Raw genomic sequence first — 17,632 nt, forward strand, 5'->3', positions numbered from 1 at the left:
TTTTTAAGCAAATAAGTAATTAAGCGAAGTTTGCCGACCACTGAGCCAGAATATTTTGGTAAGGCTTTATAAAATACTCTTCAGCAAACTTACCTTGCTCTTTGGCTAAACGACTGCGCTCTTCACGGTCATAGATGATTTGTGTTAGCGAGTGATCAAGGTTTTTCAGGTTTGGTTTATAAACCTTGCCTGCAACCGCGTTGGCGTTATAAATCTCTGGGCGATAAATCTTCTGAAACGTTTCCATGGTGCTAATGGTGCTTATAAGCTCTAAGTTGCTGTAGTCGTTCAATAAATCACCAAAGAAGTAGAATGCAAAAGGCGCAACGCTGTTTGGTGGCATAAAGTAGCGCACTTGTAATCCCATCTTTTGGAAGTACTGCTCAGTCAATGACGATTCATTCGGTAAATATTCAAAACCTAGCACTGGGTGCTGGTTTTCTGTACGACGATAAGTCTTGTTATCTGAAACTGATAAACAGATCACTGGTGGCTTTTTAAAGTTGTTTTTATAAGTCTGTGAATTTACAAAATACTGGAATAACTTACCGTGCAGATCGCCAAAGTCTTCAGGGATGCTAAATTTTGACTTGTCTTTATTGTGGTCTAAAAGCAGAACGCTAAAATCGTAGTCACGAACATAAGACGAGAAGTTGTTGCCCACTATGCCCTCAATTCGCTCATTCGTTTGCTTATCTAAAATGTAAGTTTTCAGTACCTCAATCGACGGGAATGCTTCGTCACTCCCCGTAATATCCATATCTACTGACACAATTTCTAACTCAACAGCATAACGGTCGGCATTGGGATTATCCCAATGGGCTAGTGCGTTAAAGCGGCTGTCGATCATAGTTAAGGCATTACGTAAGTTTGACTGACGACTTTCGCCACGGGCTAAATTTGCAAAGTTAGTGGTGATACGTGTGCTGGTTGACGGCTCATAATGTTCATCAAGGCGCTGCGTTTTAATGCTGAAGTTAAAATCGTGACTCATGTGCTTTGTACCCTTTTTAATGAGATAAATAGTAAATTGCTGCTCCCTTCACTTACCTAGCCTTTACTGAATATCTAAGTAAATCATGCTTATCTTGTACAGACTTACTAAGGAATACTTAAATTCGTTTGGTCTTGCGTTCGGAGCCCTATTAGTTATACGTATTCTGCAACTTGAAGAAAAACGGTTTAATTTCACCTAAAACTTGAGTTTGATTCACGTTGCAGAGGTCATACTTACCCGTATTGAACAATGAAAAGTCAGATTAATGATAAAATCACAATAGAAATCCAGACGTCCAAATAAGGTTCATTCCTATATCTATTTCTTTCATACAAAACATGAGGATTTTTCAGTAGTTAGCTCCGACTTAAAAATAACAAGCCGTTGAGATGTTGATATACTCACGAGCAGTCTGGATGTCTATTTATCAATCACATCTAAGCAATGGTTAACTTTAATAAGAGAAAATGGAATGAGTGAAATAATACTATTGGTGTTGTACTGCGCATTACTTGGCAGTGTTGTGGGCTTTTTAGCGGGGTTATTAGGTATTGGTGGCGGTTTAGTTATCGTGCCAATATTGAGTATTATCTTACTGCATTTTGAAGTGCTACCTACTGAGCAAGTGGTTGTTGCAGCCATTGCGACCTCATTGGCTTCTATTCTATTCACCTCGACTTCTTCAGCTATTGCGCATCATAAAAATGGTAACGTGCCATGGGAATTAGCCCCTTGGATCATGACAGGTGTCGCCCTTGGCGCCCTAATAAGCGGCTTTATGGCTGCATTTTTACCTGAACACATTGTCAGAATTGTGTTTGCAGTAAGTGTTGTTTTAATTGCACTAAAGATGTTTTTAAGCAGCAAAAACGACGCGCCTAGCGAGCGTGCCTTACCGAATAAAGGGGTTTTAACTATATTAACCACCATAACTGGTGGCCTATCAGCCATGATCGGCATTGGTGGTGGCGCACTATTAGTCCCGTTGTTAACCTTTTTCTCAGTTGATATGAAAAAGGCCATTGGCTGTGCCTCTGCTTGCGGCATCGTTATCGCCCTATTTGGCTCAATTGGTTATATCAGCTCAGGTAGCAGTCATTTTGCACTAACTGATGGCTTTGCGGGTTTTGTGTATTTGCCTGCACTACTTGGAATTGTTTGCACGTCTTGGTTTACTGCGCCCCTTGGTGCCAAAGCCACACATCACCTACCCGTAGCCACTATCAAAAAATGCTTCTCTTTTTTACTTGTTGCTATGGCAGCAAACATGATGCTGAGTTAACTATAATCGTGGGATAATTGCACTACCAAGCTAATCTAACTTTGCTTGGTAGCCGCCCACGCGCGCATTCGTTACAATAGCGCTGATTTTGTAACGAGAACTCACCATGCTAAAACCTTCGCCGCCACTCACCATTAATGAACTCATGAAACGCGTTGAAAAAATTGCAGGACTGACGCTTGGTGAAATTGCAACTGAGTTTAACTTTAAAACACCAGAGCATTTATTACGTGAAAAGGGCTGGCAGGGCCAATTACTAGAATATGTGCTAGGTGCGACTGCTGGCTCTAAACCCGTCCCCGACTTTGAGCATTTGGGTATTGAACTTAAAACCATTCCTATTGGTTTTAATGGTAAACCGTTAGAAACAACCTATGTGTCAGTTGTGCCGTTAACTAATCTTACAGGCATAACTTGGCAATCGAGTACCGTAAAGAAAAAGCTCACCCATGTTTTATGGCTGCCCATTTTAGCTGAAAAAAACATTCAACCCATAAATAGAACCATAGGCTCAGGGTTTTTATGGCAACCCAGCGAAATACAAGAGCATCAATTACAAAGAGACTGGGAAGAGCAAATGGAGCTGATTGCACTTGGCCGAATAAATGAAATATCTGGCCATTTAGGTGAGGTGATGCAAATTAGACCAAAAGCCGCGAACAGCAAAGCGTTGACTGATGTCATTGGGCCAAACGGTACAATGACGCAAACCTTGCCGCGCGGTTATTATTTGAAAATTCCGTTTACTACACAGATCCTAGCGGATCAATTTGGTCTTTAAGCTCAGCTAGTTTATTTCCTGATTTAAGAATACAGCTGCACCTAACAAACCCGGTTGTGGCTCTGTGATCACAAATACAGGCGTCTGCTCTGCAATATGAGAAAGGCGCCCTTTTGCAATAAAACGCTCGCCAAAGTCACCTTGTTTTAAAAACTCGATGAACCTAGGCACAATACCACCCGCGATATAAACCCCACCAAAGCTACTGTTGAGTAATGCTAGATTGCCTGCAAAGCTGCCTAGCACTTTACAAAATTGTTGAAGTGCCAAACGACATAAACCACAATTTACTGTAATAGCATTATGCGAAATCTCAGCCGCGCTCAAACTGGTTTTGTTTACCGCGGCATGACTCCCCTCTATAGTGTTTTGGTAATCTACAATCGCACTATAGATCTGCTCTAACCCATAGCCAGACAATAGTTGCTCATAAGAGATCCGTGGTTTTCTGCTATCGAGGTAGTTGAAAATGATCAAGTCCAGCTCATCTACCGGCGCAAAATCAATATGCCCGCCTTCTGAGTTAATACAATGCCAGAAATGATTGCCTTGCATTGTGACAGGTGTAAGGGTAGCTACCCCAAGCCCAGTACCTGGCCCACAAATCGAAATGGTGCTATTAGCTCTGCCCTGCTGTGGCCCTCGAATATGACACTTTTGCTCATCATTTAAAAAAGGTACTGACATCGCGATGGCTTTGTAGTCATTAATTAAATACAAGCTTTGTAAGCCCAACTCTGCCTTAAGCGCAGTTTGCGAAAACGCCCATGGCAAGTTTGTCATTGAGATCCAATCTTCATCAGTCGGACAGGCAATCGCAAGACAAGCATGTAAAGCCTTAACTGCGATTTCTTGTTCAGCAATATACAACTTAAGCACATCAGACAGTTCAGCAAAGTCAGCACATTTATACGTGCTGACATGCGTTAACTGATTGTCTTTCGTTGCTTGCGCAATGCGGATATTGGTACCACCAATATCCGCTACTAGTCTAATTTCAGTTACATTATCCATAATCACTCACACTGAATGCTTGCGGACTTACCTTGCTCAGGCGCAAAGTGAATGTCACTGATAGATAGATTAGCCTTTCCGCTGGTAGAAATTGCAAATGGCATGATCACTTGGCTATATTTCAAACCTTGTTTAGCAAAGCAATTTAAATCAATTGATAAGTCCTGCCATTGCGTGTCTGGTAGTCTATTTAACTGTTCAGTAATATCTACCTGCGCTCTACAACTACCCGGCTTATCGCCTTCACTTTCACAATGACTCGAAATAATCACAGACTGCTCTGCAAGGCCATCGCGCATGAGCTCAATCACTAATGCGGCATTACTGGCTTGCATCATAGATAAGTCTTCTCTAAACCAGCTTTTGCTAACAAACTCCATCCCCGCATTTTCAAGGCCAGTCCAAAACAGTTTGAATGCGTCTTCTTGGATATGTTTATCTATGGTGCGGTACTCAAGGCCTTTTAGAGCGATGCTGCTCGACATCACAGCTTGATTATTTGCCCCTGAGAACAAACGCATTTGCCAAGGCGCGAATGCCTTCCCTTTGAATACATAGCTGTTTGCATCCGCACCGTTATCAAGTTCAACTTTTTCACTCAAGCTATTTGATAACATAGACTTATCACCGTACTGCAAGCCAAAGCCATAAGGCAGTAATGGTGCATAATCGGCGTCAAATCGATTTACCGGCTTACTTGGGTGACTAGGCCAAGAGAATGACAGCTTACCTTTAAAGTCATTTTGTACCATACCCGCTTTATCTTTGAGCAGCACATCTGCAACCGCATCGCCTTCAGAACCTGGTAACCAAGCAGCGACAAAGGCATCACTGGCATTTAGCTCTGGATTAACCCAAAGTGGGCGGCCACTGATAAACACTGAAATCACCGGGATACCTTGCGCTTTTAACTTTTGCAGTAAGGCTAAATCACGTTTATCACCTTGTTGATATACTAAATTTTCTTTATCACCATGGCCTTCCGCGTATGGCTCTTCGCCAAATACCACAATGGCAACATCTGGTTTATTCTCAAAACTGCCATCTTCACTCAGCGTAACCTTACCACCAGCCGCTTTAATTTGTTCGGCAAGACCGTCGTAGATTGAAGAACCACCAGGAAAGTCGGCATTCTCATTGTTGGTACCTTGCCAAGTAATTGTCCAACCACCCGATTGCTTACCAATATTGTTCGCCGCATCGCCCGCAATCAGAATATTCTGCTTAGGTGAAAGTGGCAGCAAACTATCGTTATTTTTGAGTAATACCAAAGATTCTCGTACCGCTTGCTTTGCAACTTCACGGTGCTCAGCATGACCGATCAACTCAGTTTTATTAGCATATGGACGATTTGCAGGGCTTGCTTTGTCGAATAAGCCTGCACGGAATTTCACACGTAAAATACGCGTTACTGCATCGTCAATACGTGACATTGGAATAACTCCAGCATGCACTTGCTTGATGGTATTTTCCATCAAGGGTTTCCATGCATCCGTTGGTACCATGTACACATCAAGACCTGCATTCACCGCTTGCGGACAGTCATGGTTACTACACCCTTTGATTTGACCATGACCGTTCCAGTCACCTACCACGAAACCATCAAAACCCATTTTGTCTTTTAAAACATCGGTGAGCAGGTATTTATTACCATGAATTTTCTCACCATTCCAGCTATTGAAAGACGCCATCACAGACTGAGCGCCCGCAGTTAAACCGCCCACATAACCTTGCGAATGAATATTGAATAAGTCTAATTCTGAGTCAATGTTATTACCTTGGTCGTCACCTTTTACCGTGCCGCCGTCGCCCACAAAGTGCTTAACCGTGCTGATAACGCGATCGTCTCCTAAGAAGTTATCGCCTTGCGTACCCTGTAACCCGTGAACAATTGCAGCAGCATATTCTTTCACTATTTCAGGGTCTTCAGAGTAACCTTCGTAAGTTCGACCCCATCTATCATCGCGAACCGTAGCGACGGTTGGCGCAAATACCCAATCGATACCGGTTGCCATCACTTCTTTAGCGGTTACTTCAGCAATTTTCACAATCAAGTCTGGGTTATTTGCTGCGCCTAAACCGATATTGTGCGGGAACAGCGTCGCGCCAATCACATTGTTGTGACCATGTACCGCATCGGTACCCCACATAGTTGGAATATTGATGCCGTCTAATGAATCATCAACCGACGCTTGATACATGGCCTCAGCTAAATCAACCCAATCTTTCACACTGGAATGTTTATTGTTATTTGGAAATGCACCACCGCCATTGAGGTATGAGCCAAAGCCATAGCGGCGCATATCTTCAACTGTGATATCGCGGATCTCAGGTTGGATCATTTGCGCTATTTTTTGCTCTAGCGTCATTTTTGCCAACAGTTCAGCGACTTTACGCTCAATCTCAGGGTCTTTTTTAACTTCAGAGTTAATCGTCGGCCAAATATCTAAGCCTGATTTTTCTACTTGAACATTGTCGTTCTGTTTTGCACACGATGCCAACAAACCTGTGACCATCACTGCAACTAATGATTTCTTTAAACGCTTCATTTTATTACCTCTCAGAAGAGCTATTTACAGGTTGGTGGCCTTTTAAGCCGAAGTAGCCAATGAACACATAACACAGTGCTGGCAGTAAGAAAGACAGTTGCACGCCGACCACATCGGCAAGCATGCCTTGGAATAATGGCACGATCGCGCCGCCAACAATGGCAAGACAAAGTAAGCCTGCGCCATGACTCGCAGCATCGCCTAATTTATTGATTGCTAAACTGAAGATGGTTGGGAACATAATTGAATTGAATAAGCCAACAGCCAAAATTGACCACTTCGCCACAGCGCCCTCTGACATCACTGCAACCACAAGCAAGACAATGGCCATCACTGCATTGAATGCCAGTACTTTGCCCGCTGCTATTTTTTGCATCACCACAGCACCGATAAAGCGGCCGATCATGGCACCGCCCCAGTAATAGGCGATTAACTTTGCGGCTTGTGCTTCATTCAAACCAGCAATATTTGGGTCGTGTAAAAAGTTCACTAAAAAACTACCGATAGCGACTTCCGCACCTACATATAAAAAGATGCCAATCGCACCGAGTTTAAGGTGCGTATATTTCAGTGCGGTTTTAATTGACGGGGTTGATTGTTCACTTTTACCCAGCTCTGGCAGCTTAATAAAGGCAAATACTACAGCTAAAGCCAATAGCGTCAGCGCTAAAAATAAATAAGGCTCTTGTACCGCCGTCGCATCAGTTTGCGCAGCTGCATTTGTCTCTGAGAATATCAGCCAAGCACCAAAAAATGGTGCGACTGTTGTGCCTAACGAGTTAAATGCTTGCGTCATAGTCAAACGCGAAGAAGCGGTTTTTGCAGGCCCAAGTGCGCTCACAAATGGGTTCGCTGACACTTGCAAGACCGTGATACCTGCAGCCAGTACAAATAGCGCCCCTAAGAATAAGGCGTACATGCCAAAAGCCGCGGCAGGATAAAATAAAAAGCACCCAAGACTGGCTATTGCAAGGCCCGTGATTATGCCCTTTTTAAAGCCAATTTTACTCACTAAAGTGCCAGCAGGGATCGACACGATAAAATAAGCGCCAAAGAAGCAAAATTGCACTAGCATGGCTTGAGTGTAAGTGAGGGAGAAAGCATTTTTTAAATAAGGGATTAGAATGTCGTTAAGACACGTAATGAACCCCCACATAAAAAACAAAGTGGTTAAGGTGATCAACGCAAAAGTATTATTCTGCGGATGTTCAACCTGATTATTTGTATCAAAAGTACCTATAGAGCTTGCCATAGTCATATTCCAGCATGCCAAACCCAGAGCGCTCGCATATAGAGGTTGCTAGCAGCTGAGTTTTAATTAATCTTGAATGGCTTACCTCAAAAGAGAGGTAAGCACTTGTTATGAGTTATATTGAATTAATTGAACGAATAACGAACACCTACCGCATAACGAGGGCCATATTCTCTTGCAAATAAGAACTGACGCTCGTAACGGCCATAGCCTTGCTCTGTTTCGTTATTCAAGTTGATGCCTTCAAAGAACACGGTTACTTGGTCGTTCAGATCATAGTTCACACTCATATCCCACTGTCCAAATGCCTTAGCAAATTGTGGTGGGTTATCTGAAGAGCCCTGATCTTGACCAACACCAATCAAGTATTCATCACGCCATGCGTAAGTTAACTTGATTGATAGCCCGTCTTTTTCATAGAAAGCTTGGAAGTTTGCTGAATCGCTCAAACCCGTTAATGGGGTTTGCTGGTCTAAACTGTTTACATCGAATTCAACATCACCGTTTACGAAAGTCGCATTCACGCCTACGCCAAAACCTGTCTCACCTATTAGGTGCTGAACAGCAACTTCAATACCATCTACTGACTTAGTATCTGGCGCATTAAATGGACGAGTGATGTCCCATACCATCAAAGGATCATCCGCGTTTGGTGTGATATAGCCTTGCTCGTTTAATGTTGAACCATTCGCTTGCATTTGAGCAAAAATAGCATCATTGGTAGCTTGCTCTCCTCGACCTTCAATATCAGCAACTGCTTGGTTCCAACGAGGGCCTTTGTAAATGTCATTAAAGCCTTCAATCGTAGTGGACACAATTTGGCTACCAATGAAGTTTTTAACCGATTTATCAAAATAACCAATCGCCGCGTAGCTGCCTTCTGCGTAATAGTACTCTAAGCTTAAGTCAAAATTTGTAGACTCAAATGGTAACAAGTTAGTGTTACCTTCACTCGCGTTGCGCGAGCCAATTTTTGGACTACCTGATAGGCTACGACCGCCTGCTAAATCGCCTAAAGGCGCACGCGAAATGGTTTTACCCCAAGAAACACGTGACACTAAGTCGTCGGTTAACTCAACTTTAATATCAAGCATAGGTAAAAACACATCATGTTCACCTGTTAGTGTTAGCGTGTTGTTTTCACCAGGAAGGTATTGAGTATGCCATTCACTTCCGCCTTTCCACCAAACTGAAGTTGGAACAGGTTGGAATACATTACTGGTTACATCTGTTTCTTCGTAACGCACACCAGCATTTAACTGAACAGGAAAATCTGCAACTTCAAACTCCCAGAAACTTGATAAATAAATACTGGTGGTTTCTTCTGTTACCGAGCTCTTAGAGAAAGTGCCCATATCGTGATAGGCCGTTGTTGCAAAATAATCGTCACCACCTAACAACTCATTGGTTAAAAACGCTTCTGAGCGTGCTACAACTTCATCAAAGTCAAAAGTGTAATAATAATGAGGATTTAAATCACTGCCACCGCCTGCAAAGGCATCTAAGAAATCGCTAGTATCATGTTTGGTAAACATGCCATCTGGGAACATTTCAGGCCATGATGGGTTAAATAAGAAGCCACCAATTAGTCCACTCCAAGCATTAGAGCCACCCATCTCTTGCTCAGTTCGCGCAGCACCAAATTTAATGTTTACAAGACCAATATCGTCGTAATAAACATCCCAGATACCATCTAATTGAATTTGATCAACGGTTGCTTTACCCGGAGAATGAATAAACTGACTAAAATGAGAGTCCATTTCGCTGGCTAGCAGTTCGTTGGTGCCATTTTTCCAAAGGATATTTGCATGAGGTACTTCACCGGTGCGGTAGTCATACATTTTAGTAATCAGCTGGTCTGATCCTAAAACCAATGAACCATGACTACCTAAGCCTTCATCTGCTCCATTATCTGTCTCACTTTGAGAGTCATGGTAGTCTAATACTAGCTTTAAAGAGTCTGTAACTTGCCAGTCGAAGTTGAAGCCTAAAGAGCGCTCTTCGACTTCTGTCGTTGCTCGAGAGGCTGTAAACGAACCATCATTACCACTGATATCAGCGTAAACAACCGTGCCATTTTCATCTAGCTCATACGCATTGATATTACCACCATAGTCGTTCCACATACCCCAACCGATAGAGTTCATTCCAGTCACAGCTTTGGTACCCACATAGTCTAATGTGAAGACCATATTATCGACAGGTGCATATTGAAAGACCACATGGCCGTTAGTTCTTTCACGCTGGTAATCGTTGATACCGTAGTTCATATCTCGAGGAAAAAAGTGGTCACCTACTCTATTGCCTTCATCATCTAACGGGCGCGGATCGACAACTTTATCTGCGTCTAAGTTACTGGGTAAATCGACATTTGCTTGCCAACCTTGAATATTAGCCCCTTGCTGTTGGAAATCACGGCGATGATGGTTAAACGAAATGGCAAAGCCCACGGTATCATCTAAATAAGCGTTTGAGTATAGGGCTGAGAATTCAGGTGTAACGTCTTCTCCCGCTTCATTTGATGAATCATGTATCGCTTTAGCCGACACAGAAAACTTCTCTGTGGCGCTGCTAAGTGGTTTTGCAGTGACAATGTTGACCGTTGCACCCAAACCACCTGTTGGGTTGTCAGCTCGCGCTGTTTTATAGACTTCTAATGCAGACACACCGCTTGAAGATAAATTTTCAAAGCTATAAGAGCGAGAATTACCCGTTCCTGGCATTTGACGACCATTTAAAGTCACCAGGTTAAAGTCAGGACCGAAACCACGCACTGTGATTTGGCTACCTTCACCATTACTTCGGCTAACTGCAACACCCGTAATACGTTGTAGTGACTCAGCTAAGTTAGTATCTGGAAACTTACCCATTTCTTCAGCTGAAATAGCATCAACAACACCCGACATATCACGCTTTACATTCATCGAACGGATCAAACTGCCTTTGATACCTCGTACTTCAATGACTTCTACGTCTTTCTCTTTATCTGTTTCGTTCGCAAACACATTGGCTGTAAAGCCTGTGCTTAATGCCGCACATACATAAAGTGCGATTTTTGATTGTTGGAATTTGAATGTGTTCATAATTACCCTACTAAAATCTTGCTCAGTGAGGAGCGTGAACAAGCACGCTCGACCTTATCGGTTAGTGTTAAAGTGCTTTGATCATCACGTTATCTACGCGATAAACCGCACCCTCTCCCGCTCCCCAAGCAGGGAAGAACATTAAGACATCAATTGCACTGATATCTAAACCAGCGTCAGTTAAGTCTTTTAAAGAATAAGTGTAAGTTTGCCATTCACCGACCACAGGTGCTTTGCCTTCTTGGCTGCTGCTTAAAGGTAATTCAGCAAAGCTGCTCGCACCCAGTGATTCAATTTTAAATAGCCAAGCTGCGTCTGCATTATTTGGTGCTGTTACTACTTTTAGCTCAAATTGTACAACGCCAGTTTCAAACAACGCTGATGCATCAATAAAGTGTTCATCTTCAGCAAATAAGCCAAGAACGGTAGGCTCTGCACCCACTTTAAACTCAGCTGTCATACCATGTGCTGTATCGTCGTTTTCGATTGTTGGTGTTGAACCACCACAACAGTCCCATAACGACCATTTTTCTTTCACATCATCAGCAAATAATACATGGCCCATGAATGCATCAGACGCATTTGGATCGTAGATTTTCACATTATCAACACGGTAAATAGCTCCGGCACCTTGACCCCATGCAGGGAAAATCATTAACACGTCTATTGCGCTTACATCCAAACCCGCATTTGCTAAATCAGATAGTTTGAATGTGTACTTTTGCCACTCACCTGCAACAGGTGCGGCTTGCTCCACACTAGTTGATAAATCAACTTCGGCAAATGATGCTGCATCCACTGATTCGACTTTGAATAGCCAAGGTGCTTCAGCATTATCAGGTGCATTGGTGATCTTCATTTCAAACTCAATCACACCATTAGACAAAATTGACGTTGCGTCGAATGGGCTCACTGAACCACCATCAAGCACATTGTCAGCGCGAGAAATAAAACCCATTACCGTTGGCGAATCACCAATCTTAAATTCAGCTACATTACCGTGGGCATCGTCGTCTAGTTCCACCGTTGGTGTTGAACCGCCACAACAATCCCATAGTGGCCAACTTGGATTTTGCTCATTTTCAAATACAGTTAATTTAGGAGATGCGGTATCAGCTGCAATTTTCATATTCGCAACACGATACTGCGCACCTTCACCAGTGCCCCATGCTGGGAAGATCATCACTACATCAATGGCACTGAGATCCAAACCGGCATCAGCTAAAGCTTGCAATGAGAATTCAAAAGTCTGCCATTGACCAACAGCAGGTTCAGTGCCAGAGATATTAGCTGATACAGGGATCTCCGCAAACGTTGTGCCCTCAGAGCTTTCAACTTTCAGCATCCAAGTCGAATCTGCATTGTTCGGTGCTGTGACAATTTTCATATCGAAACTAAGCTTGCCTGTTTCAATCATAGGAGATGCGTCAAATGGCGATGGTTTGCCAGCTTCGTCAGTAATAAATGCCTCTCGTGTGATAAAACCATTTACTGTTGGCTCTGCACCGACAACAAATTCAACCACATTGCCTTTGGTTTCATCTTCAACAACTAGTGGTGTTGAGCCGCCACAACAATCCCATGCTGGCCAGTTAGGATTAAACGAACCATCAAAAATTGTTAAATTTTGAGCAACGCCAGTTGATGGCGGTGATGGAATGGGTGCTTTACCTTCTACTAGAGCATCGTCTATTGAATCATAGCCTGCACGAACCGTTTCACACCCTTTACCTGTATCAACATTCTGCTGACATTGATAAACACGTACAAAGTCGATTTCGAATGTTTGACCATTCTCAAACGCGCTTGCATCAACACCTGTCTCGTTGACGTTTTCAGGCCAATTTCCACCTACTGCAAAGTTCAATAACATATGGAATTCTTGGTCATATGGCGCATTACTATAATGAGTCGTTAACTCGCCGCTTACTTGGTCAAAATATTCAGCAAACCAACCGCGATGTTTTAAACCAACCGTTTCGCCATTTGAGTTAGTGCGAATTTCAGAGCGGCGCTGTGTTGCATATAGATAGTCATCCACATACCAACGTATTTCACCTTCTTGCCACTCAATTGCATACGTATGGAAATCATCTGCGGGATTTGCACCATCTGGTAATTTGTACGCTTTGCCAGAATTCACATTATCAGGCCAATCTTTACCATAATGCAGCGTGCCATATACGTGGCTCTCAGGATTACCATCGGCATCTTTGGCTTTTAAATTTACCGCTTCAACAATGTCGATTTCGCCAGATTTAGGCCAACCACCATACACTTCATCAGTCGGCAGTAACCAAAATGCAGGCCAACTACCTTGACCACTCGGTAACTTTGCACGGATCTCAAAGCGGCCATATTTAAAATCAGCTTTATTTTTGGTAACCATTCTTGCTGAGGTATAAGGCTGTTGTGCACCTTCAGCGGCAGGTAACGCAACGATTTTCAGCGTACCGTCACTCACAAAAGAGTTTGCTTCATCTTCTGTATAGCACTGTTTCTCTGCGTTACCACCACCTAAACAATTAACCTCATGAGTCCACTTTTGACCATCAATTGATGTGCCGTCAAACTCATCACTCCAAACCAGCTTCCAATCACTCACTGGGGCTTGAGGATTGATTGGTGTTGGATCTGTTTTCGTCTCAGCACCACCGCCGCATCCCACTAAGGTAGATACTGCGATTAAGGCACCAACATGTGAAAAATGCTTTGCAACTTTTATCATAATGTGTGTTCCAAATATGCGACTTTGTTGTCATAACAATTCATGAGATGAGTTTTAATATCTTATTATTGATGATCTCTCATAAATTGCGCATGGTGTGCAGTAAACAGACAAGCATGTAAACTGCGCCTGACTTTATCCTGTTCCATTAACCTCATTGTTACAATGCAGATTCGGTATCATGAAATAGAGCTGAGACGCCCGTGACATGCGTCAAAATAGTGAGCGACAAAACGAAACAAAATTACGACGAAACGTGTAAGCCTTTTGTTTCTTGAGTTAATGGAATGTTTTTATATTGGGGTCATGCGCCATATTGGCGCACTTATTTGATGAGTTGCCTTGAACTGATGCAGTTCAGGCATTATATGTTAGGAGAGTGTTAAATCAGGCTTAGTTTATAACTGGCTTTTCCGCAATAAAATTTTGCAAAACTGGGCTGTAATTTCGGCTGACTTTTAGCTCAATATCGTCATTCAAAGTAACAATACTCTCGTTATTTCGAAGCGGCTTGATGCTTATAACGTGATTTAAATTAATTATGGTCGATTTATGAATTCGTGCGAACTGTTTTTCATCTAATAATGACTGTAATTTCTTCATGGTGATCCGTAATACATGGGTGTCTTTTTCGGTATGGACACACATATAATCACCCGCCGCATCCACCCATTTTATTTCTTTAACTGGAACGAGTACTTTTTCATTATCGCTGTTCTTTATCACTATCTCTTGATTGATAGAGATAGGAAGGGGCTCATCGGTTTCTAGCCACTCTTCTAATTCACTCACTTCTATGCCAGACGTTTCACCTAACGCATTTAGCAATCTAAATTTTTCTTTTTCGGCTTGATGGGGGTTTTGTCGTTCAAGTATTCTCGATACCGTTTTTTGTAAACGACCTAAATTGGCTGGTTTAAGCACATAATCAATGGCATTAAGCTCAAATGCTTCAATAGCATACTCACTGTATGCACTGACAAAGACAATCATAGGCAAGGTATCAGACTGCATTGCCTGGACAACTTCGATGCCATTCAACCCGGGCAGCTGTAAGTCTAAAAATAACACGTCAGGCTCTAAAGTTTGACAAAGCTTGATGGCTTCGTCGCCATTTTCAGCCTGTCCAATTACTTTTATTTCAGGAATTTTCGCCAGACGAAGACATAGTCCCTCGAGGGCTAATGGTTCATCATCAACAATTACAGCCGTTAACTGTTTAGTCATTATTCACCTCATAAGGCATCGTCATCGTCACTGTGCTTCCTCTTTCCTGATTAGGTGTCAAAGTCACCTCACACTCGCCATTGAACATCACATCTAATCTAGAGCGGGTATTTTGCAAACCTATTCCAAACCCTTTACTGTGTGATTCTTTTACAGCTTGACCTGTATCCATTATTTTAATTATTAAACTCTCGCCGCTTTTATATGCCTTAAAAGTGATCTCAGCGCCTTCTTTGCTTGGCTCTACCGCATACTTAACAGCGTTTTCGATAATGGGCTGACAAAGCATATTGGGCAGTACACAATGCATTACGTCTTTATCTACGTCAAAGTTTACTTTAAGGCGTTTACCAAACCGGACCTTTTCAATCGACAAATAAAGTTTTAATAACTCCAATTCATCTTTCATTGAACTGTTACTCTGTTTTGTCGCTTCTAAAGAATGTCGGAAAAAGTCACATAATTTGTCTAACATCTCTGACGCTGTGTCGTTTTCTTCTTTTAAGATCAGCGTCGAAATCGCATTCATTGTGTTAAACATAAAATGCGGATTGAGCTGATAACGTAACATTTCGAGTTGCGCGTCTTTAGCCAAAGTCTGCGCTCTTAATAATTGTTCATGCTCTCTTTGTAACTTGCTGTTATAAAGCATAATGAAGAAGATTGACGTCCACACAAACATGGTTGCTAAAGAGAACAATAACCAACCACCGAATTCAAGCATATTCCATGCTTCATTCCACTGCTGGCTATGTACTATTACTTTGTAACTACCTAGCTTAATAATGTTATACAGTAAACCAAGCACTGCAGCCGATGAAAAACTCATTATTAACGTTTGCTTCAAAGTATTGTGAATAACTCTTTGAATAAACAACCACTGCAATAAGGAAAGACAAAAACCACTGAGTGTTTCGACAATTAAGTTTATTATCTGACCAACTAGGTTAAAATCAGGAGAATCAAATTGCGGCCGAATAATGGCAATAAAAACCACAAGCATGTAACCAAGCCAGCCGCCTATCTGTAAGCTCCAAAATTGTTTAGACAACCTTTTAAAAGCGGAAGATTCTAGTTCCAATGGGCTGCTTTCTGTGAGATGGGCTTTATTGAAAACGTTCAAAACAGGCTCTATTTATCGTTATTCTTTAATTACTTTATTCAATAGAAATAAATAGGCAAGCAGAAAAGCGAAATGTATAAAACACAGGCACAAAAAAGCCGCCTTTTTAGGCGGCTTTTATAAAATCAGTTAAAAATTACTGACCTTTGATTTCGCTACGACCGTTGTAAACAGCTTTGTCACCTAGCGCTTCTTCGATACGAAGAAGTTGGTTGTACTTAGCTACACGGTCTGAACGACACAGTGAACCAGTTTTAATCTGACCGGCAGAAGTTGCAACTGCTAAATCAGCGATAGTTGCATCTTCAGTTTCACCTGAACGGTGAGAGATAACTGCAGTGAAGCCAGCTTCATGTGCCATTGCAATTGCTTCAAGAGTTTCTGTAAGTGAACCGATTTGGTTAAACTTGATTAGGATTGAGTTACCGATGTTTTCATCGATGCCACGCTTAAGGATCTTAGTGTTTGTTACGAATAAGTCGTCACCAACTAGCTGAACTTTGTCACCAATCTTGTCGGTTAGTACTTTCCAGCCTGCCCAGTCACTTTCGTCAAGACCGTCTTCGATTGAAACGATTGGGTAACGTGCAGCAAGGTCAGCTAAGAAGTCAGCGAAGCCTTCCGAATCGAATGCTTTACCTTCGCCTTTAAGGTCATATTTACCGTCAACGTAGAACTCAGACGCCGCACAGTCTAGTGCAAGTGTGATGTCTTTGTTTAGCTCGTAACCTGCAGCAGCAACGGCTTCGGCGATAACTTCTAGTGCTTCTTCGTTTGACTTAAGGTCTGGAGCAAAACCACCTTCGTCACCAACCGCCGTGTTAAGACCTCGACCGTTTAGTACTTTCTTAAGGCTGTGGAAGATTTCAGCACCCATACGTAGTGCTTCACGGAAGCTTGACGCGCCAACTGGCTGGATCATGAACTCTTGAATATCTACGTTGTTATCTGCGTGCTCACCGCCATTGATGATGTTCATCATAGGTACTGGCATTGAGAACTTACCAGATGTACCGTTGATGTCAGCGATGTGCTCGTATAATGCAACGCCCTTGTCTTCTGCTGCCGCTTTAGCTGCTGCAAGAGACACTGCTAGAATTGCGTTAGCACCAAATTTTTCTTTGTTTTCAGTGCCGTCTAAGTCGATCATGATTTGATCTATAACGCGTTGCTCCGTCGCGTCTTTACCAGCTAAAGCTGATGCGATGTCGTTATTGATGTAGTTAACAGCAGTAAGTACGCCTTTACCTAGGTAGCGTGACTTATCACCATCACGTAACTCAAGTGCTTCGCGAGTACCAGTAGACGCACCAGATGGTGCACACGCACGGCCCCAAACGCCTGACTCTAAATGTACATCAGCTTCAACGGTTGGGTTACCGCGAGAGTCCATAACCTCACGACCAATCACTTTAACGATTTTTGACATCTTGATTCCTCTTATTCCCATAGTGGTGATAATGTTTTATTGATAGCTATTTTCCTGTATAGGATTAAATAACCTTGTTACCTAACCCCATAATAACCATTGGTCTGCATTGTTTAAATTGAATAAAAATAACGCTGCACAGCAATGTTTATTACTCACCAGCTATT

At 42.5% G+C, this 17,632-nt stretch carries 11 protein-coding genes; 2 read left to right on the forward strand and 9 right to left on the reverse strand.

The genetic code is table 11. The annotated features are described in order from the left end of the window. Window positions 1–19: 19 nt before the first annotated feature. The gene (locus tag C1E24_RS09815; protein WP_130254505.1) at window positions 20–994 is read right to left on the reverse strand and encodes a DUF1852 domain-containing protein; all 975 of its coding nucleotides are present in this window, start codon (window positions 992–994) and stop codon (window positions 20–22) included. Window positions 995–1,469: 475 nt separating this feature from the next. Here C1E24_RS09815 and C1E24_RS09820 point away from each other — a divergent pair, with 475 nt between their 5' ends. Both C1E24_RS09820 and mutH read left to right on the forward strand, forming a co-directional pair. Next, entirely contained in the window at window positions 1,470–2,279 is an 810-nt protein-coding gene (locus C1E24_RS09820; RefSeq protein WP_138480973.1) for a sulfite exporter TauE/SafE family protein, read from the forward strand. A 106-nt stretch (window positions 2,280–2,385) separates the two neighbouring features. After that, on the forward strand, window positions 2,386–3,060 hold the full coding sequence (gene mutH / locus C1E24_RS09825) for a DNA mismatch repair endonuclease MutH (protein WP_138480975.1): 675 nt from the start codon (window positions 2,386–2,388) through the stop codon (window positions 3,058–3,060). A gap of 6 nt (window positions 3,061–3,066) precedes the next feature. Here mutH and C1E24_RS09830 read toward each other — a convergent pair whose 3' ends face one another. The 8 genes from C1E24_RS09830 to eno all read right to left on the reverse strand — a co-directional run bounded on the left by C1E24_RS09830 (window position 3,067) and on the right by eno (window position 17,465). Then, a complete protein-coding gene (locus tag C1E24_RS09830) occupies window positions 3,067–4,074 on the reverse strand; it encodes a glucokinase (RefSeq protein ID WP_138480977.1) in 1,008 nt (335 codons plus the stop codon). Between the two features lie 2 nt (window positions 4,075–4,076). After that, window positions 4,077–6,623, reverse strand: a complete 2,547-nt coding sequence (locus C1E24_RS09835; RefSeq protein WP_138480979.1) for a glycoside hydrolase family 3 protein — start codon at window positions 6,621–6,623, stop codon at window positions 4,077–4,079. 4 nt (window positions 6,624–6,627) lie between these two features. Beyond that, window positions 6,628–7,875 carry a sugar MFS transporter gene (locus tag C1E24_RS09840; protein WP_138480981.1) on the reverse strand — a complete coding sequence of 416 codons (1,248 nt, stop codon included), beginning with the start codon at window positions 7,873–7,875 and terminating at the stop codon, window positions 6,628–6,630. 125 nt (window positions 7,876–8,000) lie between these two features. After that, window positions 8,001–10,958: a TonB-dependent receptor gene (locus tag C1E24_RS09845; protein WP_138480983.1), complete on the reverse strand. Its 2,958-nt coding sequence runs from the start codon at window positions 10,956–10,958 to the stop codon at window positions 8,001–8,003. 67 nt (window positions 10,959–11,025) lie between these two features. Then, window positions 11,026–13,686 (reverse strand): glycoside hydrolase family 16 protein, encoded by a 2,661-nt coding sequence (locus tag C1E24_RS09850; protein ID WP_138480985.1) that lies wholly within the window; start codon window positions 13,684–13,686, stop codon window positions 11,026–11,028. A 393-nt stretch (window positions 13,687–14,079) separates the two neighbouring features. Beyond that, a complete protein-coding gene (locus tag C1E24_RS09855; RefSeq protein ID WP_138480986.1) occupies window positions 14,080–14,913 on the reverse strand; it encodes a LytR/AlgR family response regulator transcription factor in 834 nt (277 codons plus the stop codon). After that, complete coding sequence (locus C1E24_RS09860) at window positions 14,906–16,036, reverse strand: sensor histidine kinase (protein ID WP_138480988.1); 1,131 nt, start codon at window positions 16,034–16,036, stop codon at window positions 14,906–14,908. Before C1E24_RS09860 ends, C1E24_RS09855 begins: the two co-directional genes overlap by 8 nt. Window positions 16,037–16,172: 136 nt before the next feature. Further along, window positions 16,173–17,465: a phosphopyruvate hydratase gene (gene eno / locus C1E24_RS09865; RefSeq protein ID WP_138480990.1), complete on the reverse strand. Its 1,293-nt coding sequence runs from the start codon at window positions 17,463–17,465 to the stop codon at window positions 16,173–16,175. Window positions 17,466–17,632: the final 167 nt, after the last annotated feature.

The sequence above is a fragment of the Pseudoalteromonas phenolica genome (genome assembly GCF_005876835.1).
GTDB classification, from domain to species: domain Bacteria; phylum Pseudomonadota; class Gammaproteobacteria; order Enterobacterales; family Alteromonadaceae; genus Pseudoalteromonas; species Pseudoalteromonas phenolica_B.